Annotated in this window: 16 protein-coding genes; 6 read left to right on the top strand and 10 right to left on the bottom strand. The window is 70.7% G+C overall.

Annotation, left to right across the window (positions count from 1 at the left end):
- Window positions 1-6: 6 nt before the first annotated feature.
- Complete coding sequence (gene ppc / locus ACZ601_RS26955; RefSeq protein ID WP_469542522.1) at window positions 7-2736, bottom strand: phosphoenolpyruvate carboxylase; 2730 nt, start codon at window positions 2734-2736, stop codon at window positions 7-9.
- Between the two features lie 343 nt (window positions 2737-3079).
- Between ppc and ACZ601_RS26960 the strand changes: the two genes are divergently transcribed.
- Window positions 3080-4054 carry an acyl-CoA desaturase gene (locus ACZ601_RS26960; RefSeq protein ID WP_440576745.1) on the top strand — a complete coding sequence of 325 codons (975 nt, stop codon included), beginning with the start codon at window positions 3080-3082 and terminating at the stop codon, window positions 4052-4054.
- On the top strand, window positions 4051-4737 hold the full coding sequence (locus ACZ601_RS26965) for a TetR family transcriptional regulator (protein WP_440576744.1): 687 nt from the start codon (window positions 4051-4053) through the stop codon (window positions 4735-4737). Before ACZ601_RS26960 ends, ACZ601_RS26965 begins: the two co-directional genes overlap by 4 nt.
- A 75-nt stretch (window positions 4738-4812) precedes the next feature.
- Here the strand turns inward: ACZ601_RS26965 and ACZ601_RS26970 are convergent, their stop codons facing one another.
- Window positions 4813-5610 carry a trans-aconitate 2-methyltransferase gene (locus ACZ601_RS26970; protein ID WP_469542525.1) on the bottom strand — a complete coding sequence of 266 codons (798 nt, stop codon included), beginning with the start codon at window positions 5608-5610 and terminating at the stop codon, window positions 4813-4815.
- Between the two features lie 103 nt (window positions 5611-5713).
- Here ACZ601_RS26970 and ACZ601_RS26975 point away from each other — a divergent pair, with 103 nt between their 5' ends.
- Window positions 5714-6208, top strand: a complete 495-nt coding sequence (locus ACZ601_RS26975; RefSeq protein WP_440577794.1) for a MarR family winged helix-turn-helix transcriptional regulator — start codon at window positions 5714-5716, stop codon at window positions 6206-6208.
- Here ACZ601_RS26975 and ACZ601_RS26980 read toward each other — a convergent pair.
- Window positions 6170-6991: a LuxR C-terminal-related transcriptional regulator gene (locus ACZ601_RS26980; RefSeq protein ID WP_469542528.1), complete on the bottom strand. Its 822-nt coding sequence runs from the start codon at window positions 6989-6991 to the stop codon at window positions 6170-6172. The two genes, ACZ601_RS26975 and ACZ601_RS26980, sit on opposite strands and share 39 nt — an antisense overlap.
- Before the next feature lie 270 nt (window positions 6992-7261).
- Here ACZ601_RS26980 and ACZ601_RS26985 point away from each other — a divergent pair, with 270 nt between their 5' ends.
- Window positions 7262-7708 carry a GNAT family N-acetyltransferase gene (locus ACZ601_RS26985; protein ID WP_469542530.1) on the top strand — a complete coding sequence of 149 codons (447 nt, stop codon included), beginning with the start codon at window positions 7262-7264 and terminating at the stop codon, window positions 7706-7708.
- A 19-nt stretch (window positions 7709-7727) separates the two neighbouring features.
- On the opposite strand, the gene galK is transcribed toward ACZ601_RS26985, so the two are convergent.
- From galK to galT, 3 genes are read right to left on the bottom strand one after another with little or no spacing between them, the layout of a single operon-like run.
- The gene (galK, locus tag ACZ601_RS26990; protein WP_469542532.1) at window positions 7728-8915 is read right to left on the bottom strand and encodes a galactokinase; all 1188 of its coding nucleotides are present in this window, start codon (window positions 8913-8915) and stop codon (window positions 7728-7730) included.
- Window positions 8912-9892 carry a UDP-glucose 4-epimerase GalE gene (galE, locus tag ACZ601_RS26995; protein ID WP_469542534.1) on the bottom strand — a complete coding sequence of 327 codons (981 nt, stop codon included), beginning with the start codon at window positions 9890-9892 and terminating at the stop codon, window positions 8912-8914. Before galE ends, galK begins: the two co-directional genes overlap by 4 nt.
- Window positions 9889-10932: a galactose-1-phosphate uridylyltransferase gene (gene galT, locus ACZ601_RS27000; protein WP_469542537.1), complete on the bottom strand. Its 1044-nt coding sequence runs from the start codon at window positions 10930-10932 to the stop codon at window positions 9889-9891. The genes galE and galT overlap by 4 nt, the downstream gene beginning before the upstream one ends.
- Before the next feature lie 277 nt (window positions 10933-11209).
- Here galT and ACZ601_RS27005 point away from each other — a divergent pair, with 277 nt between their 5' ends.
- Both ACZ601_RS27005 and ACZ601_RS27010 read left to right on the top strand, forming a co-directional pair.
- The gene (locus tag ACZ601_RS27005; protein WP_469542539.1) at window positions 11210-12880 is read left to right on the top strand and encodes a sodium:solute symporter family protein; all 1671 of its coding nucleotides are present in this window, start codon (window positions 11210-11212) and stop codon (window positions 12878-12880) included.
- Window positions 12881-12895: 15 nt separating this feature from the next.
- Window positions 12896-13192, top strand: a complete 297-nt coding sequence (locus tag ACZ601_RS27010; protein ID WP_469542542.1) for a hypothetical protein — start codon at window positions 12896-12898, stop codon at window positions 13190-13192.
- Window positions 13193-13249: 57 nt separating this feature from the next.
- Here the strand turns inward: ACZ601_RS27010 and ACZ601_RS27015 are convergent, their stop codons facing one another.
- From ACZ601_RS27015 to ACZ601_RS27030, 4 genes are all read right to left on the bottom strand, one after another.
- Entirely contained in the window at window positions 13250-13942 is a 693-nt protein-coding gene (locus tag ACZ601_RS27015) for a response regulator transcription factor (protein ID WP_469542544.1), read from the bottom strand.
- Between the two features lie 221 nt (window positions 13943-14163).
- Window positions 14164-16050, bottom strand: coding sequence for an outer membrane protein assembly factor BamB family protein (locus tag ACZ601_RS27020; RefSeq protein ID WP_469542547.1), 1887 nt, complete (start codon window positions 16048-16050; stop codon window positions 14164-14166).
- Window positions 16051-16169: 119 nt separating this feature from the next.
- Window positions 16170-18068: an outer membrane protein assembly factor BamB family protein gene (locus ACZ601_RS27025; RefSeq protein ID WP_469542550.1), complete on the bottom strand. Its 1899-nt coding sequence runs from the start codon at window positions 18066-18068 to the stop codon at window positions 16170-16172.
- 274 nt (window positions 18069-18342) lie between these two features.
- Window positions 18343-20244, bottom strand: coding sequence for an outer membrane protein assembly factor BamB family protein (locus tag ACZ601_RS27030; RefSeq protein ID WP_469542552.1), 1902 nt, complete (start codon window positions 20242-20244; stop codon window positions 18343-18345).
- Window positions 20245-20400 lie beyond the last annotated feature (156 nt).

Genomic DNA, 20400 nt, shown 5'->3' on the forward strand with positions numbered 1-20400 from the left:
CTCTGATCAGCCGGTGTTGCGGAGTCCTGCGGCTACGCCGTTGACGGTGAGCAGCAGGGCGCGGGCGAGCAGCGGGTCGGGCTCCTCGCCGCGTTCCGCGGCCTGGCGCTGGCGGGCCAGCAGGGATACCTGGAGGTAGGAGATCGGGTCCAGGTAGGCGTCCCGGATGGCGAAGGTCTGCTGGAGCACCGGGCTGGTGCCGAGCAGTTCGGTGTTGCCGGTGATCTTGAGGACTTCGCTGACGGTCAGTGCGTGCTCGGCCTCGATGGCGTCGAAGACGTGCTTGAGCTCGTCGGGGACGAGGGTGTCGACGTAGTGGCGGGCGATGCGCAGGTCGGTCTTGGCGAGGGTCATCTCGACGTTGGAGAGGAAGTTCTGGAAGAAGTGCCAGTGTTCGTGCATCTCTTCGAGGACGGTGTCGAGACCGGCTTCGCGCAGGGCCTTGAGGCCTGAGCCGACGCCGTACCAGCCGGGGACGATCTGCCGGGACTGGGTCCAGCCGAAGACCCAGGGGATGGCGCGCAGTCCGTCGAGCGAGACGCCGGAGCCGGGGCGGCGGGAGGGCCGCGAGCCCAGGTGCAGGTCGGCGAGCTGGTCCACCGGGGTGGAGGCGACGAAGTACGTCGGCAGGTCGGGGTCCTCGACCAGCTTGCGGTAGGCGGCGTGGGCGGCGTCGGAGACGGTGTCCATGGCCGCGTCCCAGCGGGCGAGGGCCTCGTCGGACTGGCGGGGTGCGGTGTGCAGCGCGGAGGCCTGGAGGGTGGCCGCGACGGTCAGTTCCAGGTTCTCGCGGGCGAGCGCGGGGATGAGGTACTTGTCGGAGATGACCTCGCCCTGCTCGGTCACCTTGATCTCGCCCTCCAGGGTGCCCCAGGGCTGCGCGAGGATCGCGTCGTGCGAGGGGCCGCCGCCCCGGCCGACGGTGCCGCCGCGGCCGTGGAAGAGGCGCAGGCGTACGCCGTAGCGGTGGGCGACGTCGCGGAGCCGGCGCTGGGCGCGGTGGATCTCCCACTGGGAGGTGGTGATGCCGCCGAACTTGGAGGAGTCGGAGTAGCCGAGCATGACCTCCTGGACGTCGCCGCGGAGCGATACGAGGCGGCGGTAGGAGGGGTCGGCGAGCATCTCGTCGAGGATGACGTCGGCGGCCTTGAGCTCGTCGGTGGTCTCCAGGAGCGGGACGATGCCGATCTTGGCCCAGCCGGCGTGCAGGTCGAGGAGGCCGGCTTCGCGGGCGAGGACGGCGGCGGCGAAGACGTCGTCGGCGCCCTGGCACATCGAGATGATGTAGGACTCGATGACTTCGGGGCCGAAGCGCTCGAAGGCCTGGCTGATGGTGTGGAAGACGCCGAGGGTCTTCTCTCCGGCGGCGTCCAGCGGGGCCGGGGTCGGGGCGAGCGGGCGGCGGGAGCGGAGTTCCTTGGCGAGGAGCTTCTGCCGGTAGTCGCGCGGCATGTCGGCGTAGCGCCAGGACTCCTCACCGAGGCGGTCGAAGAGCTGGCCGAGCGCGTGGTGGTGGGCGTCGGCGTGTTCGCGGACGTCCATGGTGGCGAGCTGGAGGCCGAAGGCGGCGAGGGTGCGGATGGTGCGGTCCATCCGGCCGTCGGCGACGATGCCGCCGCGGTGCTCGCGCAGCGAGGTCTGGATGAGGGCCAGGTCGGCGATGAGCTCGGCGGTGCCGAGGTAGTCGCAGCCGGGGCGGTGCGGGGTGCCGGAGGCGAGGCGCTCGCGGGTGTTGACGAGCTTCTGCCGGATGCAGGTGGCCTTGAGGCGGTAGGGCTCCTCGGCGTTCAGCCGCTTGTAGCGGGGGCTGATCTCGGGGAGGCGTTCCAGGTCGGCCTGGAGGGAGGTGAGGAGCTCGTCGGTGGCTCCGGTGTAGCGGATGGAGTTGGAGAGGAGTCCGCGCAGCTGGTCGACGAGTTCGAGGGCGTCGGTGATGCCGTGCTCGTGCTGGAGGATCAACACGTCCCAGGTGACGGCGGGCGTCACGTTGGGGTTGCCGTCGCGGTCGCCGCCGATCCAGGTGCCGAAGGTGAGGGGACGGGTGCCGGCGGGCAGTTCGACGCCGACGCGCTCCAGTTCGGCGGCCAGGTCCTCCAGGACGTCGCCCACGGCGTTGGCGTGGAGTTCGTCGAGGTAGTAGATGGCGTTGCGGGCCTCGTCGGCGGGCTCCGGGCGGACGACGCGGAGTTCGTCGGTCTGCCAGATGAGGTCGATGTTCTCGGCGAGCCGGATGTCCTGGCGGCGCCGGTCGGCCTCGATGACGGGGGTTTCCAGGAGTGCGGCGATGCGGCGGAGCTTGTTGAGTACGGAGCGCCGCGCGGCCTCCGTGGGGTGCGCGGTGAAGACGGGCCGTACGTTCAGGTTCTTGACGGTCTCGCGCAGGTGCTCGGGGTCCGCGTCCTTGAGCCGGTCGGCGGTGCGGGCGAGGAGGCCGCCCTCCGCGGCGCGCCGGTCGCGCATCTCGTGGGCGCGGTGGACCTGCTCGGTCACGTTGGCGAGGTGGAAGTAGGTGGAGAAGGCGCGCACGAGCTGTGCGGCGGTCTCCAGGTCCGTGTCGCCGAGGAGTTCGGCCGCGGCCTCGCCGTCGGTGCGGGTCAGGGCGCGGACCCGTTCGACGAGGTCGAGAAGTTCTGGGCCCTCCTGGCGTACGAGGGTCTCGCCCAGCAGGTCACCGAGGCGGCGGATGTCGGCGCGCAGCTCGGGGCTGGCGGCAGGGGTCTGGTCGGCACTGCTCACAGTGTGCGGCTCCTTGCAGTGGTTGAGCACGGGATCCGGGGCCCGCGGCTGGCAGCGGGTGCCACGCCACCCCCGGGAAAGCAGAGTGCGGACCGCGCTGTCCGACCTCTCCAGGATAGGTGTCCGTGCTTTGGGTGCTGTTCGCGCCCCGACAGGTGTCCGCACTTCAAGACGGGTGCCCTCGGGGTACGCGTTCTGTCCCCTACCCCGTATGACGCCACTCTGTGCGGGGTAGGCCGCTCCCTCTTGTGGCGGGGCTCCGCACTGCCATACTTACGACGCCGTAGGTTACGGATGCGTAGCCCACGCATTCCGTCGCGTTCTCACCCACAGGGGACTCCCCATGAAGACCAGCCCCGATGTGATCGAGGCCGCTCCGGCGGCCGACAGTCCTCCCTCCGCCACGCTCGGCGGGGACAACAAGCGGTCGATCGAGCAGTTCGCGCTTCTGCTGTTCATCGTCGTGCCGTTCCTGGCCCTGGTCGCGGCGGTGCCGCTGGCCTGGGGCCGTGGTGTCAGCTGGCTCGATCTGGTTCTGCTGGTGGCGATGTACTTCATCGGCTGCCACGGCATCACGATCGGCTTCCACCGTTATTTCACCCATGGCTCGTTCAAGGCGAAGCGTCCGCTCCGTATCGCCCTGGCCGTGGCCGGTTCGCTCGCGGTGGAGGGTCCCCTGGTGCGCTGGGTGGCCGATCACCGCAAGCATCACCGTTTCTCGGACGCCGAGGGCGATCCGCATTCCCCGTGGCGTTTCGGTGAGACGCTGCCGGCCCTGATGAAGGGGCTGTGGTGGGCGCACATCGCATGGATGTTCGACGAAGAGCGGACGTCGCAGCAGAAGTACGCCCCCGATCTGATCAGGGACCCCGCGATCCGCGGGATCTCGCGTCACTTCCTGTCCTTCACGATCGTCTCGCTGGCGATCCCGCCGCTGGTCGGCGGTCTGGTCACGATGTCGTGGTGGGGGGCGGCGACGGCGTTCTTCTGGGGCTCCCTGGTCCGGGTCGCGCTGCTGCACCACGTGACGTGGTCGATCAACTCGATCTGCCACGCGGTCGGCAAGCGCCCGTTCAAGTCCCGTGACAAGTCCGGCAACGTGTGGTGGCTGGCGGTCCTCTCGTGCGGTGAGTCCTGGCACAACCTGCACCACGCGGACCCCACGAGTGCGCGGCACGGTGTGATGCGCGGTCAGATCGATTCGAGTGCCCGGCTGATCCGCTGGTTCGAGAAACTGGGCTGGGCGACGGATGTGCGCTGGCCCGACTCCGCCCGTATCGAGTCCCGGCGCCACCCGGCGGAGGCCGACGCGGCATGATTGACGATGTGGCGACCGACGGAAGCACAGGCAGCGAGAAATCCCGCACACCCTCCACCCGGCGGGCCCGCCGGGTGCGGATGACGGGCAAGGAACGCCGCGAGCAACTGTTGGACATCGGTCGCACCCTCTTCGCCGACAAGGGGTTCGAGGGCACTTCGGTGGAGGAGATCGCGGCGCGCGCCGGGGTCTCCAAGCCGGTGGTCTACGAACACTTCGGCGGCAAGGAGGGGCTGTACGCGGTGGTGGTGGACCGGGAGATGCGCCAGCTCCTGGAGATGGTGAACACCGCCCTCACCGCCGGACACCCGCGTGAGCTGCTGGAACAGGCGGCGTTCGCGCTGCTGGACTACATCGAGACGTACACGGACGGGTTCCGGATTCTGGTGCGTGATTCGCCGGTCGCCCAGTCGACCGGCACGTTCGCCTCGCTCATCAGCGATATCGCCACGCAGGTGGAGGACATCCTGGGGCTGGAGTTCAAGGCCCGGGGCTTCGATCCGAAGCTGGCTCCGCTGTACGCGCAGGCGCTGGTCGGCATGGTGGCGCTGACCGGGCAGTGGTGGGTGAACGCCCGTAAGCCGAAGAAGGCCGAGGTGGCGGCGCATCTGGTGAATCTGGCGTGGCACGGGCTGGAGAACCTGGAGTCGAAGCCTCGGCTGATAGGCCACCGCAGGAGCTGACGGGGCCCGCAGCACAGCACCGGAGCGCCCCGCCCCCGGTTCCTCGGGGGGCGGGGCGCTCCGGTGTCCGGGCCCTCACTCCTCCCGGTGGGTGACGGCGAAGATGCGGCGGAACGGGAAGACGGTGCCGTGCGGGCCCGCGGGGTACGCGGTGCGCAGCAGGTCGCGGTATTCGGCGAGGAAGGCGCTCCGGGCCTCCTCGTCATCGGCCAGGGCGGTGAGGACGGGGCGCAGGCCGGTGCCCTTCACCCAGTCGAGGACGGCGTCCTCGCCGGGCAGCAGGTGCAGGTAAGTGGTCTCCCAGACGTCCGGGGTACGGCCGGGGCCGGTGAGCCGGTCCAGGTAGCCGGCGGGGCTGAGCACCGCGTCGGCGTGGCGCAGCAGGCCGCCGAGGCGGGAGCGCCAGCGCGGGGAGGCGGCCAGTTCGCGCATCAGGACGTGGCTGGGCTGGTCGAAGTTGCCGGGTACCTGGAAGGCGAGGGTGCCGCCGGGGGCGAGACCGTCCAGCCAGTCGGGGAAGCGCTCTGCGTGGTGGGGCACCCACTGGAGCAGGGCGTTGGAGACGATGAGGCCGTAGGGCTCTTCGGGGGTCCAGGTCGCGGCGTCGGCCTCCGCGAAGTCCAGCAGTGCGGTGGCGTGGGCGCGGGCCCGTTCCAGCATCTGGGGTGAGTTGTCGTAGCCGGTGATCCGGGCGCCGGGCCAGCGTTCGGCCAGCAGGGCGGTGACGTTGCCGGCTCCGCAGCCGAGGTCGGCGATCCGGGGGGCGGGGGCGTCCGGGAGCGGAGGGACGCGGGCCAGCAGATCGCGGAAGGGGCGGGCGCGGTGGTCCGCGTGGCGCAGGTACTGCTGCGGATCCCAGATCGGTGCGGTCATGGGACCAGGATCATCCCGAAAGTATCTTGATGTCAAGACACTCGATCCCAAGAGACTCGAATTCAAGAGACTTCATGTCGACAGACCCTCTACACTGATCCACATGGAGGACGAGGTAGACCGACTGGTCGCTGCATGGCGCCGAGAGCGCCCCGACCTCGACGTGGAACCACTTGAGGTCCTCAGTCGCGTCTCCCGGCTGGCCCGCCACCTCGACCGGGCCCGCAGGATCGCCTTCTCCGAGCACAGCCTGGAGCCGTGGGAGTTCGACGTCCTCACGTCGTTGCGGCGCGCCGGTGACCCGTACCAGCTCTCCCCCGGCCAGCTGCTCACCCAGACCCTGGTCACCTCGGGCACGATGACCAACCGCATCGACCGGCTGACCAAGAAGAACCTCGTCGAGCGGCTCCCCGACCCGAGCGACCGCCGGGGGGTGCTGGTCCGGCTCACCGCGGAGGGCCGTGACAAGGCGGACCAGTCGCTGGCCGGGCTGCTCGCCCAGGAGCGCGCCATCCTGGGCGAACTCTCCCGCCAACAGCGCGGCGAACTGGCCGGTCTGCTACGCCAGTTGACTGCCCCGTTCGACAACATCCCCTAGGGCGGGGCCGGGCCGGGCCGCCTCCGGATCGACCGGGCCCACGCCCGCCCGTCTGGCCAGCGCGACCGCCGCCAGCGTCGAGTGCACGCCCAGCTTGCCCAGCACGTTCTGCATATGGGTACGCACCGTGTGCGGCGAGAGGAACAGCCGCTCCGCCACCGCCTTGCGGCCGAGCCCGGCCACCATGCAGCGCAGCACCTCGCGTTCGCGCGGGGTCAGCGACTCGACGAGCTGCTCGCTCTCGCTGCGGTGTTTGCGGTCCGCCAGCATTTCCCGCAGCACCCCGGTGAGCAGCGCGGGAGGCAGATGCGTCTCGTCGCGCAGCACCCCCCGGATGACCGCGAGCAGGCGTTGGAGCGAGCAGTCCTTGGCGACCCAGCCGCAGGCCCCGGCCTGTAGCGCGAGCGCGGCCCGGCGCGGGTCGTCCTTCTCCGCGAGCACCACCGTGCGCACCGAGGGCCGGTTCGCGCGGACCCCGGCGACCAGCGAGATGCCGTCGGCCTGCGCCCCGCCTCCGGCCGGCCGGTCGGGCACCGCCACCGGGCCGGTGGCCCTGCTGCCGCCCGCCGGGGCCAGGATGCCCAGCTCGGCGTCGACCAGCATCACGTCGTAGCCGCGCCCCTCCGCGGCGGCCCGCTCCAAGCAGCGCAGGGCGGCCGGGCCGCTGCCCGCCGCCGCGACGTCGACGTCGGGCTCGGCCGCGAGCGCCGCGGCGAGCGATTCGGCGAAAATACGGTGGTCGTCGACCACGAGAACCCGGATACGGACCACAGGCACCCCCATGCTGTGCGTTCTGGGGCGCCCCGTAGCGTGCGCCCCCCGTCAGCGACGGACCAGCACGGGTGCGGCACCCGGAACGGGGAACGGACCGCGGTGCCACGGCCGCCGCCGTGCACCGACTCGCCACCCCCACCCGGATGTCGCACCCGGCTGTCTCGTACCCCTGAATCAGCACCGGCCCCCACCGGTGCTGTGCATCAGCGTACGGGCGGCCGCCCGGAGCGGGAGGGGATTCGCGGAACTGGGGAGCCGGGTGACCCTAGGGTGTGATGCATGTTCCGTCTTGAGACAGAAGTGGACAGGGAACGTCGTCAGTTGCTGAGCAGACGGCTCCGTGAGGACGACACCGCCGCTTCGCCGGAGATCCGGGCGCTCCGGGGCGGCCCCGCCGCACGCGAACTCCCGCTGGAGGTATGGGCGCTGGACGCCCACGGGCAGGTCGCCGCGGGGCTGACCGGGCGCACCTGGGCACACTGGCTCCATGTGGACATGCTCTGGGTCGACGCCGGACACCGGGGCCGCGGCCTCGGCTCGCGGCTGCTCGCCGAGGCGGAACGGGTGGCCCGCGCGGACCGGGACTGCACCCGCTCCCGGCTGGAGACCTGGGACTTCCAGGCCCCGGACTTCTATCGGGAGCGGGGTTACGAGGTGACGGGCCGGGTCGAGGACTACCCGCCGGGCGTAACGGAGTTCACCCTCACCAAGCGGCTCTGCGGGTAGTCCTCGAATCCGTCCTCGGTCAGGCGATCCGGCGGGCGCCCGCCGACGGGACGGCGGGGAAGACCCGGGGTGCCGCGTAACCGGCCGAAGTGAACGCCTCCAGAACCGACTTGGTGACCGTGTCCGCCTGCGCCTCCTCCAGGAGCACGATCGCGGAGCCGCCGAAGCCGCCGCCGGTCATCCGGGAACCGAGCGCCCCGGCCGCGTTCGCCGCCTCGACCACCAGGTCCAGCTCCACGCAGGAGACCCGCAGATCGTCCCGGAGCGAGACGTGGCCCGCCGTGAGGACCGGGCCCGCCGCGCGCACCTCGCCCGCGTCGAGCAGCGCGATGACCTGCTCGACGCGCTGGTTGTCGCTGACCACGTGGCGCACGCAGCGCACGACGGACTCGTCCGCACCGGCGGCGGCCAGCGTGTCGAGCCCGGCGCCCAGGCCCTCGTACGGGAGCTCGCGCAGGGTGCGGATACCGAGCAGCCGGGCGCCCTCCTCGCAGGCCGCGCGGCGTTCCGCGTAGGCGCCGTCGCCGAGTGCGTGCTTGACGCGGGTGTCGACGACGAGGAGCTGGAGGCCGTGGGCGGCCAGGTCGAAGGGGACCTGGCGCTGGGTGAGGTCGCGGGCGTCCAGGTGCAGGGCGTGGCCCTCGGTGCAGCAGGCGGAGGCCATCTGGTCCATGACCCCGCAGGGGACGCCGACGAAGGCGTTCTCCGCGCGCTGGGCCAGTACCGCCAGCTCGGCGTGGCTGAGCCCGAGCCCGAACAGGTCGTTCAGGGCGAGACCGGTGACCACTTCGAGGGCGGCGGACGAGGAGAGCCCGGCGCCGGTGGGGACGGTGGAGGTCAGCTGGATGTCGGCGCCGGTGACCGGGTGGCCGGCCTCGCGCAGCGCCCAGACGACACCGGCCGGGTAGGCGGCCCAGCCGTGGCCCTCGTTCGGGGTCAGCTCGTCCACGCGGAGCTGGACGACGCCGCCCGGCACATCGGTGGAGTGCAGCCGCAGGACGCCGTCGGTGCGGCGGGCGACGGCGGCCCGCGCGGTGTGCGGGAGCGCGAGCGGCATCACGAAGCCGTCGTTGAAGTCGGTGTACTCACCGATCAGGTTGACCCGGCCGGGGGCGGCCCAGACTCCCTCGGGCGCGGTCCCGTACAGCTCGGTGAAAGAGCGGGTCAGCTCGGTGGGGGCGGCGGTCGGCTCAGCGGTGTCGGTCATGGTGCGGTGGGCTCCTCTCGGCGGGCGAACGTCCAGGCGTCGGAGACGATTCCGGCCAGGTCCGCGCGGGACGGCTGCCAGCCGAGGCGCTCCCTGGCGGTGGTGGCGGAGGCGACGAGGACGGCCGGGTCGCCGCCGCGGCGCGGGGCCGCGGTCTCGGGGACCGGGTGGCCGGTGACCTCGCGGACCGTCTCGATGACCTCGCGGACCGAGAAGCCGTTGCCGTTGCCGAGGTTGCAGATCAGGTGCTCGCCCGAGGTGGCGGCGTCCAGGGCGAGCAGGTGCGCCTCGGCGAGGTCCGCGACGTGGATGTAGTCGCGGACGCAGGTGCCGTCGGGGGTGGGGTAGTCGTCGCCGTACACCGAGATCGACTCGCGCTGCCCCAGGGCCACCTGGAGGACCAGCGGGATCAGGTGCGACTCGGGGCTGTGCCGCTCGCCGCAGTCGCCGTAGGCCCCGGCCACGTTGAAGTAGCGCAGCGAGACGGCGGCGAGCCCGTGGGCGGCCGCCTCGCCGGTGATCATGTGGTCGACGGCGAGCTTGGTGGCCCCGTACGGGCTGGTCGGGGCCGTGGGGTCGGCCTCGGTGATGGGGCTGGAGACGGGTTCGCCGTAGGTGGCGGCGGTGGAGGAGAAGACCAGGGTGCGCACCCCGGCCTCGCGCATGGCGGCGAGCAGCGCGGTGGAGCCGCCGACGTTGTTGACCCAGTACTTCTCCGGGTCGGTGACGGACTCCCCGACCTGGGAGTACGCGGCGAAGTGCAGCACCCCGTCGTAGGAGGGGTCCAGCCACTTCGCGGCGTCCTGGATCCGGCCCTCGATGAACTCGGCGCCGGCCGGGACGCCCGCGCGGAATCCGGTGGAGAGGTCGTCGAGGACGGTGACGGTGTGGCCCGCCTCCAGCAGGTGCTGGGCGACCACGCTGCCCACGTATCCCGCGCCGCCTGTCACCAGGTACTTCTTGGGGGACTTGCTCACTCGCTCGCTACCTCTCGCAGTCGCGCGGCCGCGGCCTCCGGCGGCACATCGTTGATGAACACACTCATGCCGGATTCGGAACCCGCGAGGAACTTCAGCTTGCTGGTGGTCCTTCGCACGGTGAAGAGCTCAAGGTGGAGAGCGAACTCCTCCCGGTCCGGGATGCCGAACGGTGCCTGGTGCCAGGCCGAGATGTACGGCGTCGGAGGGTGGTCGGGGCCGAATATCCGGTCGAACCGCCTCAAGAGTTCCAGATAGACCTGTGCGAACTCCGTGCGCTCCGCGTCATCGAGCTCCCGCAGGTCGGGGACGCGGCGGAGCGGGTAGAGGTGGACCTCGTACGGCCAGTGGGCCGCGTACGGGACGAACGCCACCCAGTGCTCGCCGGAGAGCACGATCCGGTCGCCGTCGGCGATCTCGCGGGCGACGATGTCGTCGAAGAGGTTGCCGCCGGTCTCCGCGCGGTGCTCCTCCATCGAGCGGAGCATCAGCTCGGTGCGCGGGGTGACGAACGGGTACCCGTAGATCTGCCCGTGCGGGTGGCCGAGCGTCACGCCGATCTCGGCGCCCCGGTTCTCGAAGCAGAACACCTGCTTGACCTGGTCGAGCCCGGCGAACTCGGCCGTCCGGTCGGTCCAGGCCTCCAGCACGAGTCCGGCCTGCTCCTCCGTGAGGTCCGCGAACGATGCGTCGTGGTCGGAGGTGAAGCAGACGACCTCGCAGCGGCCGGAGTCACCGGCCAGCGAGGGGAAGCGGTTCTCGAAGACGACGACGTCGTAGTGGTCGTCGGGGATCTCGCTGAGCCGCCCCTCCTGGGACGGGCAGAGCGGGCACTCGTCGGCCGGCGGGTGGTACGGACGTCCCTGGCGGTGCGAGGCGACGGCGACGCTGTCCCCCAGCAGGGGGTCCCGGCGGATCTCGGAGGAAGTCGCCACGGCGTCGAGCGGGCGCCCGTCGACGGCATCCCGGACCTCGTCGTCACGGCTGTCGAAATAGAGCAGCTCCCGGCCGTCGGCGAGCGTCGTAACCGTCTTCTTCACCAGACTCCTCCCAAACATAACCCAACACAATGAACCACAAATCAACAGGCGCGTCAATGAGTCCAGGCCAACCAAGTGCGGCCGGATGTGAGCTGCATCTCGCACAGCCAACTGACAGGATCTGTTGGACTCTCGCGGGGTTCTCGTGGATTAGGGCCGAGTTTTCGGGCCATACGATCACAATCAAACAAAGATGCTCAATGGAACTGTTCATTTTCTGAACACAAGGGCGTAGTTTCCTTCGGGTTCAGTACACGCAACGAAGCGAGTTCCCCCCATGCACCCTCTGGCATCCGGGCTCCGGCTCCCCACGAACGGGCTCGATTACACGATCCTGGCGATCTACTTCGCCGTCGTTCTCGGCATCGGCTTCGCCGCCCGGCGAAGCGTGAAGACGAGCCTCGACTTCTTCCTCTCCGGACGGTCACTGCCCGCGTGGGTGACCGGTCTGGCCTTCGTGGCGGCCAACCTCGGCGCCACCGAGATCCTCGGCATGGCGGCGACCGGCGCCCAGTACGGCGTCGCGGTCGTCCACTGGTACTGGATCGGCGCCATCCCCGCGATGGTCTTCCTGGGCCTCGTGATGATGCCCTTCTACTACAAGTCGAAGGTCCGCTCCGTACCGGAGTTCCTGCTCCACCGCTTCGACAAGTCGGCACACCTGCTGAGCTCCATACTCTTCGCCTTCTCCGCGGTCCTGATCGCGGGCGTCAACCTGTACGCCCTGTCGATCGTGGTGGAGGCGCTCCTCGGCTGGCCGCAGTGGGTCGCGATCGTCGTCGCGGGCCTCTTCGTCCTGATCTACATCACCATCGGCGGGCTCTCCTCCGCCATCTACAACGAGGTACTGCAGTTCTTCGTCATCCTCGCCGCGCTGATTCCGCTGACCATCCTGGGTCTCAAGCGCGTCGGTGGCTGGGACGGGCTGAGCGACTCGCTGACGTCGAGCCACGGCTCGAACTTCATGAGCGCCTGGGGCGGCACCGGCATCGGTGACGCCAACCCGCTCGGCGCCAACTGGCTGACGATCGTGCTCGGCCTGGGCTTCGTGCTCTCGTTCGGCTACTGGACGACGAACTTCGCCGAGGTGCAGCGCGCCCTGTCCGCGAAGAACCTCTCGGCCGCCCAGCGCACCCCGCTGATCGCCGCGTTCCCGAAGATGTTCATCGTCTTCCTGGTGATGATCCCCGGCCTGGTCGCCGCCGTGATCGTGCCGAACATCGGCGCCGCGGGCTCCGGCACCACGTACAACGACGCGATCCCGCTGCTGATGCGCGAGCTGCTGCCCAACGGTGTCCTCGGCATCGCGGTCACCGGTCTGCTGGCCGCGTTCATGGCGGGCATGGCCGCCAACGTCTCCTCGTTCAACACCGTGTTCACCACGGACATCTGGGCGCGGTACGTGAAGAAGGACCAGTCGGACGCGTACTACCTGCGCTTCGGGCGGGGCATCACGGTGATCGGAGTGCTGGCCTCCATCGGCACGGCGTTCATCGCCGCCAGCTTCTCCAACATCATGAGCTACCTCCAGACGCTGTTCTCCTTCTTCAACGTCCCGCTCTTCGTCGTCTTCATCATCGGGATGTTCTGGAAGCGCGCCTCGATGAAGTCCGGTGTCTGGGGCCTGCTGGCCGGTACCACGGCCGCGATGGTCAACTACTTCGTCATCTACAAGCAGGGCATCATCGACATCCCGAGCGACCAGGGCGCCAACTTCGTCTCCGCGATCGTCGGGTTCGTCGCGGGCGCGGTCGTGATGGTCGCCGTCACGCTCTTCACCGCCCCCAAGCCGGAGGCCGAACTGGCCGGTCTCGTATACGGAACCGAGTCACCGGGCCTCGAAGAGGCGCCCGCGGAGGGCGACGACGCCTGGTACCGCAGGCCGGCCCTGCTGGGCTGGGGCGCGATCGTGCTCGCCGCCCTGTGCTACGTCCCCTACTCGTTCTGATCGGAGCAACTCACCATGTCCGACATGCACAAGGAAGTCTCCGATCTGGAGCAGAAGTCCGCCACGGCGGCCCGTCTCTTCGACATCAGGCGGATCATCGGCGGTCTCTTCGTGGTCTACGGAGTCATCGTCACCATCGCCGGGATCAGCCCGTCCGACGCCGACCTGAAGAAGGCGGAGGGCGTCCACATCAACCTGTGGACCGGACTGGCCATGCTGGTGCTCGGGCTGTTCTTCCTGGTCTGGCTGAAGCTGCGCCCGGCCCAGCCGCCGGCCGCCGCGCCGGACACCACGGACGCGCCCGACAGTTGAGGCGCTGAGAGGCTGAGGCGCGGGGGCGCCCGCACCACCGGCAGGGGCCGGACACCGTCAGCCGACGGGGTCCGGCCCCTGCCGCGTGCGGGCCGCCCGGTCCAGCAGGCCGGTGCGGGCGGCCAGCGCCGCCGCTTCCAGCCGGGAGCCGACACCCAGCTTCATCAGGACCCGCTGCACATGGGTACGGGCGGTGCTCGGCGCGATCCGCATCCCGGCCGCGATCAGCCGGGTGCCCTCCCCCTCCGCGACCCTGACCAGCACCTCGACCTCGCGCGGGGTGAGCAGCTGGAGCAGCCGCTGCCCCTCGTCGTCCGGCTGGACGGCCGGGTTGAGCAGCTCCGCGAAGGCGCCCTGGAGCAGTTGCGGCGCGATCGCCGCCTCACCGGCCCGCGCCTTGACGATCGCCCGCTCGACGCCCTCGATGCGCTCGTCGTGACGTACGTAGCCGGCGGCGCCCGAGGCGAAGGCGGCCGCGATCCCCAGCGGGCTGGGCACCGGACCGAGCACCAGCACGGCGATCTGCGGGCGCTCGCGCCTGATCCGCGCGATCGGCTCGAAGGCGCCCGGCTCCGCGGGTGCGGCGGTGCCGAACAGGCAGACCTCCGGAGCCCGGCTCACCACCAGGTCCGCCGCCCCGGCGGTGGGAGCGGCGGCGGCGAGCACCCGGTGACCCCGTAGTTTGAGCGCCGAGGCGAGCGCCTCGGCGAGCAGTCGGTGGTCATCGACCACCATCAGCCGCACGCCCATCGAGCAAACCCCCGTAACACCGGCACCGGCCCCCGGCCGTCTAGGGCCTGCAAGTTACACGCATGTTCGACGCCGCGTGCGTCTTCGCCGGCAGAAGACCCCTGGAACGAGCGCGGATTACCCAATCGTGGGTTGTTCCGGCCCACTTGACGGCGCAAAAGCACCCGGCCCTGTCGGTCGACGGATCGACCGGCAGGGCCGGGTGCGGTGTTGACGTCGGGTCAGTTCGTACCGAACGAGACGACGAGGTACTCCTTGTCGTCCAGCGAGCTCGTACTCGGCTTGCTGATCATCGTCTCGGAGATGTACAACCGGCCGCCGCTGTAGCGGTATTCGGCGTACTCCGGGGAGAAGCTGGTCTCCGCGTCCCGGACCGTCTCGTCGCTCGGGTTCTCCATCAGCACGGTCTGCTTGAAGGTACTGCCGTCGATGGAGACGATCTGGCCGCCCTTGTCGTACGGGGGCTCCTTGTACGCGATGATGTTGCCGCCGTCCATGCGGAGCGGGAACATCGTGTAGTCGTCGCCCGCGTCGGCCCGGTCGCCGGTCTGCTTGCCGGTGGTCAGGTCGAAGGAGACGATCTCGTTGGTGTCGCTGTTGTCCTCGCTGCCGTCGTGCTCCTCCGTGGGCAGGTAGAGCCGGTTGTTGCCGACCGCGAGCTGCTGGCAGGTCTCGACCTCGGTGGACTTGCAGTTGGCCGCGTACTTCTCGGCGTCGGCCGGGATCCGGACGAGCAGCTTGCCGGTGGCGGCGTCGATCGAGAAGAAGTCGGAGATCCCGCTGCCGTCACCCGCGGTGTCGCCGACGTCGGCCGCGACGACCAGGGGCTTGGTGGAGACGATGCTCGCGTACTCGACACCGGGCGGCATCTTGTACGAGGAGAGCGGGGCGCCCGTGGTCGGGTTCAGCGCCTGGATGGTGAGCTGGGGGTCGTCGTACGAGCCGCACTTGCGGACCACGGCGAGGGCGTCGCCGCCGCCGTACCCGGTGTCGTAGCAGCGGTCGGTGCTCACCTTCGGCTTCCAGCGCTCGGCGCCGGTGTTCAGGTCGAACGCGGCGCCGCCCTCGGAGCCGGCCGCGGCGACCGTGGTGCCGCTGAGGGTGACCTCGGTGAACCGGACGGGGGCGTCGCCGCCGGTGGCGGCGGTCACCGACTTGCTCCACATGAGCTTGCCGGTGGCGAGGTCCAGGGCGCCCACGTGGTCGCAGGGCTGGTACTTCTTCGCCGCGGTCCGCTTGCCCGCCTCGAAGACGATGGCCGTCTTGAAGTCCTTGCTCATGTGCCGGGAGGCGGCGCAGAGCTGGCCGGGCAGCGGGATCGACCAGAGCTTGGTGCCCTTGGCCGGGTCGTAGCCGATGATCTCGTTGACGCCCGTCTTGACGTACGCCTTGTCCGTGAGCCAGGAGCCGTCGACCGTGGTGACGTCGGTGACCTTGGGCTGCGGCAGCTGGAAGGCGACCGAGGCCTTGGTGTTGGCCGGGGCCTTCTCCTTGCTCCCGCCGCCGGCGTCCTTGCCGTCGCCGCCCTTGCTCCCGCCGTCGGTGCCGGCGGAGGTGGACGCCTCGTCCTTCTTGTCACCGCCGTCGTCACCGCTGGAGGCGTACCAGAGGCCGCCGCCGACGATGAGCGCCACGGCGACCACCGCGGCGACGATGATCTGTGCCTGGGTGGAGAACTTCTTCGGCCCGTTCCCGTTCTGCGGCGGCTGGGGCGGCTGCTGCATCGGGGCGGTGGGGTACCCGTAGCCCTGCGGCGGCTGGCCCTGCTGCGGGTAGCCGTAACCGGGCTGCGGCGGCTGGCCCTGCGGGTAGCCGTAGCCGGGCTGCTGCGGCTGACCGGGCGGGAACCCGTAGCCGGGCTGCGGCGGCTGACCCTGCGGAGGCGTCTGCGGGTAGCCGTAGCCGGGCTGCTGCTGGGGCGGGCCCGCGGGCGGCGGGGTGCCGTAGCCGCCCGGGGGCGGGGTGGCCGGCGGGGTGGCCGGCGGTTTGCCGAATGGGTCTGCGGGCGGCGGTGTCGGGGCGCCGAAACCACCGGGCGGCGGGTCCTGCGGTGCGCCGAACCCGCCCTGCGGCGGTTCGTTGGGGGGCGGCTGGGGCGGCTGCGTCATGGCGTGGGTACCTCTGGGGAAGGAGAAGAAGAGTCAGTGGGGGTGGGCCGGAGCCGGCCGCGGGCGGGTCTGCCGCCGTCCACGGCCGGGTGGGGTCCTGCGGGTGCCGTGGTGAGCCGTTACTTGCCGAAGGCCATCATGGTCTTCGTCTCCAGCTCTTCCTTGTCGTTGCTCGCGCTGACCCGCCCGCTCACGACGAACGAACGGCCGCCCTCGTAGAGGATCTTCTCGTTGTAGAAGGAGCTCTCGATCTCCGACGTCGAGTCCGGGTGCTGGAGCACCATCTGCGGGGAGCCCCCGGTCGGCGCGAGGCTGGCGATCCCGCCGCCCTTGCCGTACCCGGCGTCCACGTAGAGCAGCAGGTTGCCGCCCTCCATCCGCAGCGGCCGCATCGTCTGCTCGGCCGGTGCGGCGGCCTTCCACTTGGTCTTGCCGGTGTTCAGGTTGAACGCCACGACCTTGTTGGTCCGGGCGGAGCCGCTGGTGTCGTCCTGCGTCGCCATGTAGAGCGTGTTGGGGTCGGTCGCGACACCCGCGCAGCCGTCGACGGACTTGCCGAAGATGGCGAACATGCCGCCGCAGTTGGTCGCGAACGAGTCGCCCTTGTCACTGACGATCTGGGAGCGCAGCGAGCCGTTCTCCTTGAGCGCGAGGATGCTCCACTTCTTCGCGTCGCCGCTGCCCTTGGTCAGCGAGACGATGAGCGGGCTGACCGAGTAGAACCGGTCGATCTCCCAGCCGCGCGCGGGCTTGTACGTCCACTTGGGCTTGCCCGTGACCGGGTCGATCTCCTCGACCTCGTGCTGCGGGTTCTCGACGTCCCCCGTACGGCAGTTGGTGGCGGCGATCAGCTTGGCGCCGCCCGCGAAGGAGAACGGCTGGCAGTTGCCGGCGCGCTTGCCGAACAGTGTCTTGCCGTCGCTCACCCGGAAGGCGTTGGAGGCGCCGGTGCGGCCGACCGTCACGGTGTTGCCGCTGATCGCGAGGGAGATGTCGGACAGCATGTCGAACAGACCACTGCTCTTGATCGACTTCTTCCAGCCGGTCTTGCCGGTGTTGAGGTCGATCAGCTGGAGGTCCGCGCAGTCCGCCTTGTCCGTGGTGCCGTCCTTCACCCCGATGACGATCTTGCCGTCGGTGGTGGTCTGCGCCGGTGCGGAGCAGATGTCCGTGCCCAGCTTCAGCGTCCACTTCTGCTTGCCGTCGGCCACCGAGTAGCCGGAGACGGTGCGGTACATGCCCTTGACGAGGGTGTCGCCGACTATCCAGGGGCCGTACACGTCGGCGCCGTTGCGCGGCAGGTCGACGTCGTTCTTCTGGAGCCAGAGGACCTTGGCCTCGCCGTCCTTGCGCCCGGCGTTCAGGTCGTCGTTGCCCTCACGGCCCGTCCCGTTACCGTCGCCCTCGTCCACGGAGGGCGAGACGGACGGCTTCGCGTCGCTGGTGCTCTCCTTCGCGACGGGCTTCTTGTCGTCGTCACCGCCGCTCGCGGCCAGGTAGACACCGCCGCCTATGACCAGCAGCGCGGCGACCGCGGCGGCGATGATGATCGCGGGCTTCCCCTTGAAGGGGCCGCGGCCGCCGGGACCCGCCGGGCCGCCGGGGACGGGTGCGCCGGGGTACTGCTGCTGCGGATAGCCGTAACCGGGCTGCTGCGGCTGACCGTACGGGCCCGGCTGCTGCGGCTGACCGTAGGGACCGGGCTGCTGGGCGTACGGGCCCGGCTGCTGCTGACCGTACGGACCGGGCTGCTGGCCGTAGGGCCCCGGCTGCTGCGGCTGACCGTACGGGCCCGGCTGCGGCTGACCCGGCTGCTGCGGCTGGCCCGGCTGCTGCGGGTAGCCGTAGCCCGGCTGCGCGGCCGGCGGTCCCGGCGGGGTGGCCGGTGCCTGGGGCGGCTGCGCGGGCGGCGGCGGCGTCTGCGGCGGGCCCTGGGGCGGCTGCGGGACCCCCTGCGGCGGCTCCTGCGGAGCGCCGAAGCCTCCCTGCGGCGGTTGCTGGCTGGGCGGCTGGGTCATCAGCGCGTCCCCCTTCGTGCGGTCCGGTGCCCGTTCCGGACTCCCCCGCGATTCCACCGGGGCTCCAGGGAGTCGGCGTAGACCCCCTGAATCCCCAGTGAAATGGAGCGAATCGGGCATGGATCCCGCAGTGTTACGACAGTCGAGCGGGGCTTCTTTCTACCACCCGTCCCGCCACCGGCCCCGGTTCGGTCCACCTCTGTGCCCAAGGGAGAACCGGCCTGTGATGCTGCCGTTACGCCTACGCCGGTCCGACGACAGGCCTTACGCCCCGTCAGTTCCCGAAGGCGACCATCGACCGCGTCTCGACCTCGTCCCCGTCCTCGATGCCGGTGATCCTCGCCTGCGAGAGGTAGGAGCGTCCGCCCACGTAGACGATACGCGAGAGGGAGAAGCCGCGCTCGGTGGGTACGCCCGAGACCGGATGCCGCAGCACCGGGCTCCAAGTGCCTCCGGTACTCGGTACGGAGACGATGCCGCCCCCCTTGTTCTTGGCGGCCCCGAGATACATGAACAGCTTGCCGCCCTCCGTCCGCAGCGGGGTGAGGGACTGCTTGGCCGGTGAGGCGACGGACCACTTGTACTTGCCGGTGGTCAGGTCGAAGGCGGCGACCTTGTTGCCGTCACCGGTCTTGAGGTCGACGGCCGCGGTCGCCATGTAGAAGGTCTTCGCGTCGGCGGCCACCCCTGAGCAGTTGTCGAGGTTGGGGCCCTGGACGATCACGTCCGCGTCGCACGAGACGTCGTAGTTGGCCGGTCCGCCGGAGAGCTGGGTGCGGTAGGTGCCGTCGGCGTTGAGGACGAGGATGCCCCACTTGTCGTCCGACTGCTTGAGCGAGACGACTATGGGGTCCGCCGAGTAGATCTGCGCGACCTGCCAGCCCTTCTTGACCTTGTACGTCCACAGCCGCTTGCCGGTGGCGGGGTCGATCCGCTGCACCTGGTGTTCCTTGTGGTCGTCGGCGGCGGTCTGGCAGCTGGCCGCCGCGATGGCCACCTCGCCACTGGCGAACCCGAACGGCTGGCAGTTGCCCGGCAGTTTCCCGAACACCACCTTTCCGTCACTGACCCGGAAGGCGTCGGACCTGGAGGTGCGCCCCACGGTCACGGTGCCGCCGTTGGTGGACATCCTGAGGTCGGAGAGCCCGTCCCAGACGCCCTGGCGGGCGTACGTCTTGTGCCAGCCGGCCTTGCCCGTCGTGAGGTCGACCATCTGGAGGCCGTTGCACTCCGAGTCGCCCGAGGTGGTGCGCTTGACGCCCAGGACGATCTTGCCGTCGGCGGTGGGCTGCGAGGGCGCCGCACACGCGTTGGTGGCCAGCCGCAGGCTCCACTTGAGCGAGCCGTCCGCGGCGTCGTAGCCGGTGACGGTGTGGTACATCGCCGTGACGACGGTGTCGCCGGCGAACCAGGGGCCGTACACGTCCTCGCCGCCCTCGGGCAGATCGACGCCGCCCTTCTGGAGCCAGAGCATCTTCGCCTCGCCCGGCTTGCGCTCGGCGTTGACGGCGGCGGCCTCCGCGGCGGGGCTGATCGTGTCGGGGCCCCCGGTACCGGTCGGCACGGGCGAGGGGGACGAGGAGGAGTTGTCCGGCGGCCCCGAACTGTGCACGGGTCCGGCCGTGGGCTTCCCGCTCCCGCCGTCCCCGTCGAGCGCGAACCAGATGCCGGCGCCGGCCAGCAGCGCCACCGCGAGCACGGCGCCGACGACCGTCCCGGTCCCGCCCCGGAACCGCCCGCCGCCCCGGGACCCGCCGGACCGCGGCGGCTGGGACTGCGGCGGCTGCCCCGGGTAGCCGTAACCGGGCTGCCCCGGCTGCGCGTACGGGCCGGGCTGCGGCGGGTAGCCGTAACCGGGCTGGGCCGGCTGCGCGTACGGGCCGGGTTGCGGCGGGTACCCGTAACCGGGCGCGGGCTGCGGCGGATGTCCGTAACCCGGGACGGGCTGCACGGGCGGGGCGGGATATCCGGGCTGGGCGGGCTGTCCGGGCTGTCCGGGCTGTCCGGGCTGTCCGGGCTGGGCAGCCTGTCCGTACGGGCCCGGCTGTGCGGGCGCCGCGTACGGGCCGGACGGCTGCGCCGTGCCCTGGCCCGGTGGCGGGAACGTCTCGGGCGGCGGGCCGTACGGGGCCCCGAACTCACCCTGCGGCGGCTGCTGTCCGGGCGGCTGGCTCATCGGCCCGTCCCCCTGTTCCTGGTGTCACCTGCGGTGTGGCACGGTCCGGCTACCGGTCTACCGCGCGCGGGCAAGATCTCTTTCTACCATCTGCCCCACGAGCCCCACAGGCCCCCACCGACCCCACCAGCCGCACCGACCGCATGAGTTATGCGG

It is taken from the genome of Streptomyces sp. NPDC104307 (assembly GCF_055584045.1).

What these genes read in the sequence shown, in the direction of transcription:
- ACZ601_RS26970 (WP_469542525.1), bottom strand. Translation starts at nt 5,610, where the DNA reads ATGACCGCACCGATCTGGGATCCGCAGCAGTACCTGCGCCACGCGGAC.
- ACZ601_RS27025 (WP_469542550.1), bottom strand. Translation starts at nt 18,068, where the DNA reads ATGACCCAGCCGCCCAGCCAGCAACCGCCGCAGGGAGGCTTCGGCGCT.
- ACZ601_RS27015 (WP_469542544.1), bottom strand. Translation starts at nt 13,942, where the DNA reads ATGGGCGTGCGGCTGATGGTGGTCGATGACCACCGACTGCTCGCCGAG.
- ACZ601_RS26965 (WP_440576744.1), top strand. Translation starts at nt 4,051, where the DNA reads ATGATTGACGATGTGGCGACCGACGGAAGCACAGGCAGCGAGAAATCC.
- ACZ601_RS26960 (WP_440576745.1), top strand. Translation starts at nt 3,080, where the DNA reads ATGAAGACCAGCCCCGATGTGATCGAGGCCGCTCCGGCGGCCGACAGT.
- ACZ601_RS26985 (WP_469542530.1), top strand. Translation starts at nt 7,262, where the DNA reads ATGTTCCGTCTTGAGACAGAAGTGGACAGGGAACGTCGTCAGTTGCTG.
- ACZ601_RS26975 (WP_440577794.1), top strand. Translation starts at nt 5,714, where the DNA reads ATGGAGGACGAGGTAGACCGACTGGTCGCTGCATGGCGCCGAGAGCGC.
- ACZ601_RS27030 (WP_469542552.1), bottom strand. Translation starts at nt 20,244, where the DNA reads ATGAGCCAGCCGCCCGGACAGCAGCCGCCGCAGGGTGAGTTCGGGGCC.
- ACZ601_RS27010 (WP_469542542.1), top strand. Translation starts at nt 12,896, where the DNA reads ATGTCCGACATGCACAAGGAAGTCTCCGATCTGGAGCAGAAGTCCGCC.
- galK (WP_469542532.1), bottom strand. Translation starts at nt 8,915, where the DNA reads ATGACCGACACCGCTGAGCCGACCGCCGCCCCCACCGAGCTGACCCGC.
- ACZ601_RS26980 (WP_469542528.1), bottom strand. Translation starts at nt 6,991, where the DNA reads ATGGGGGTGCCTGTGGTCCGTATCCGGGTTCTCGTGGTCGACGACCAC.
- ACZ601_RS27020 (WP_469542547.1), bottom strand. Translation starts at nt 16,050, where the DNA reads ATGACGCAGCCGCCCCAGCCGCCCCCCAACGAACCGCCGCAGGGCGGG.
- ACZ601_RS27005 (WP_469542539.1), top strand. Translation starts at nt 11,210, where the DNA reads ATGCACCCTCTGGCATCCGGGCTCCGGCTCCCCACGAACGGGCTCGAT.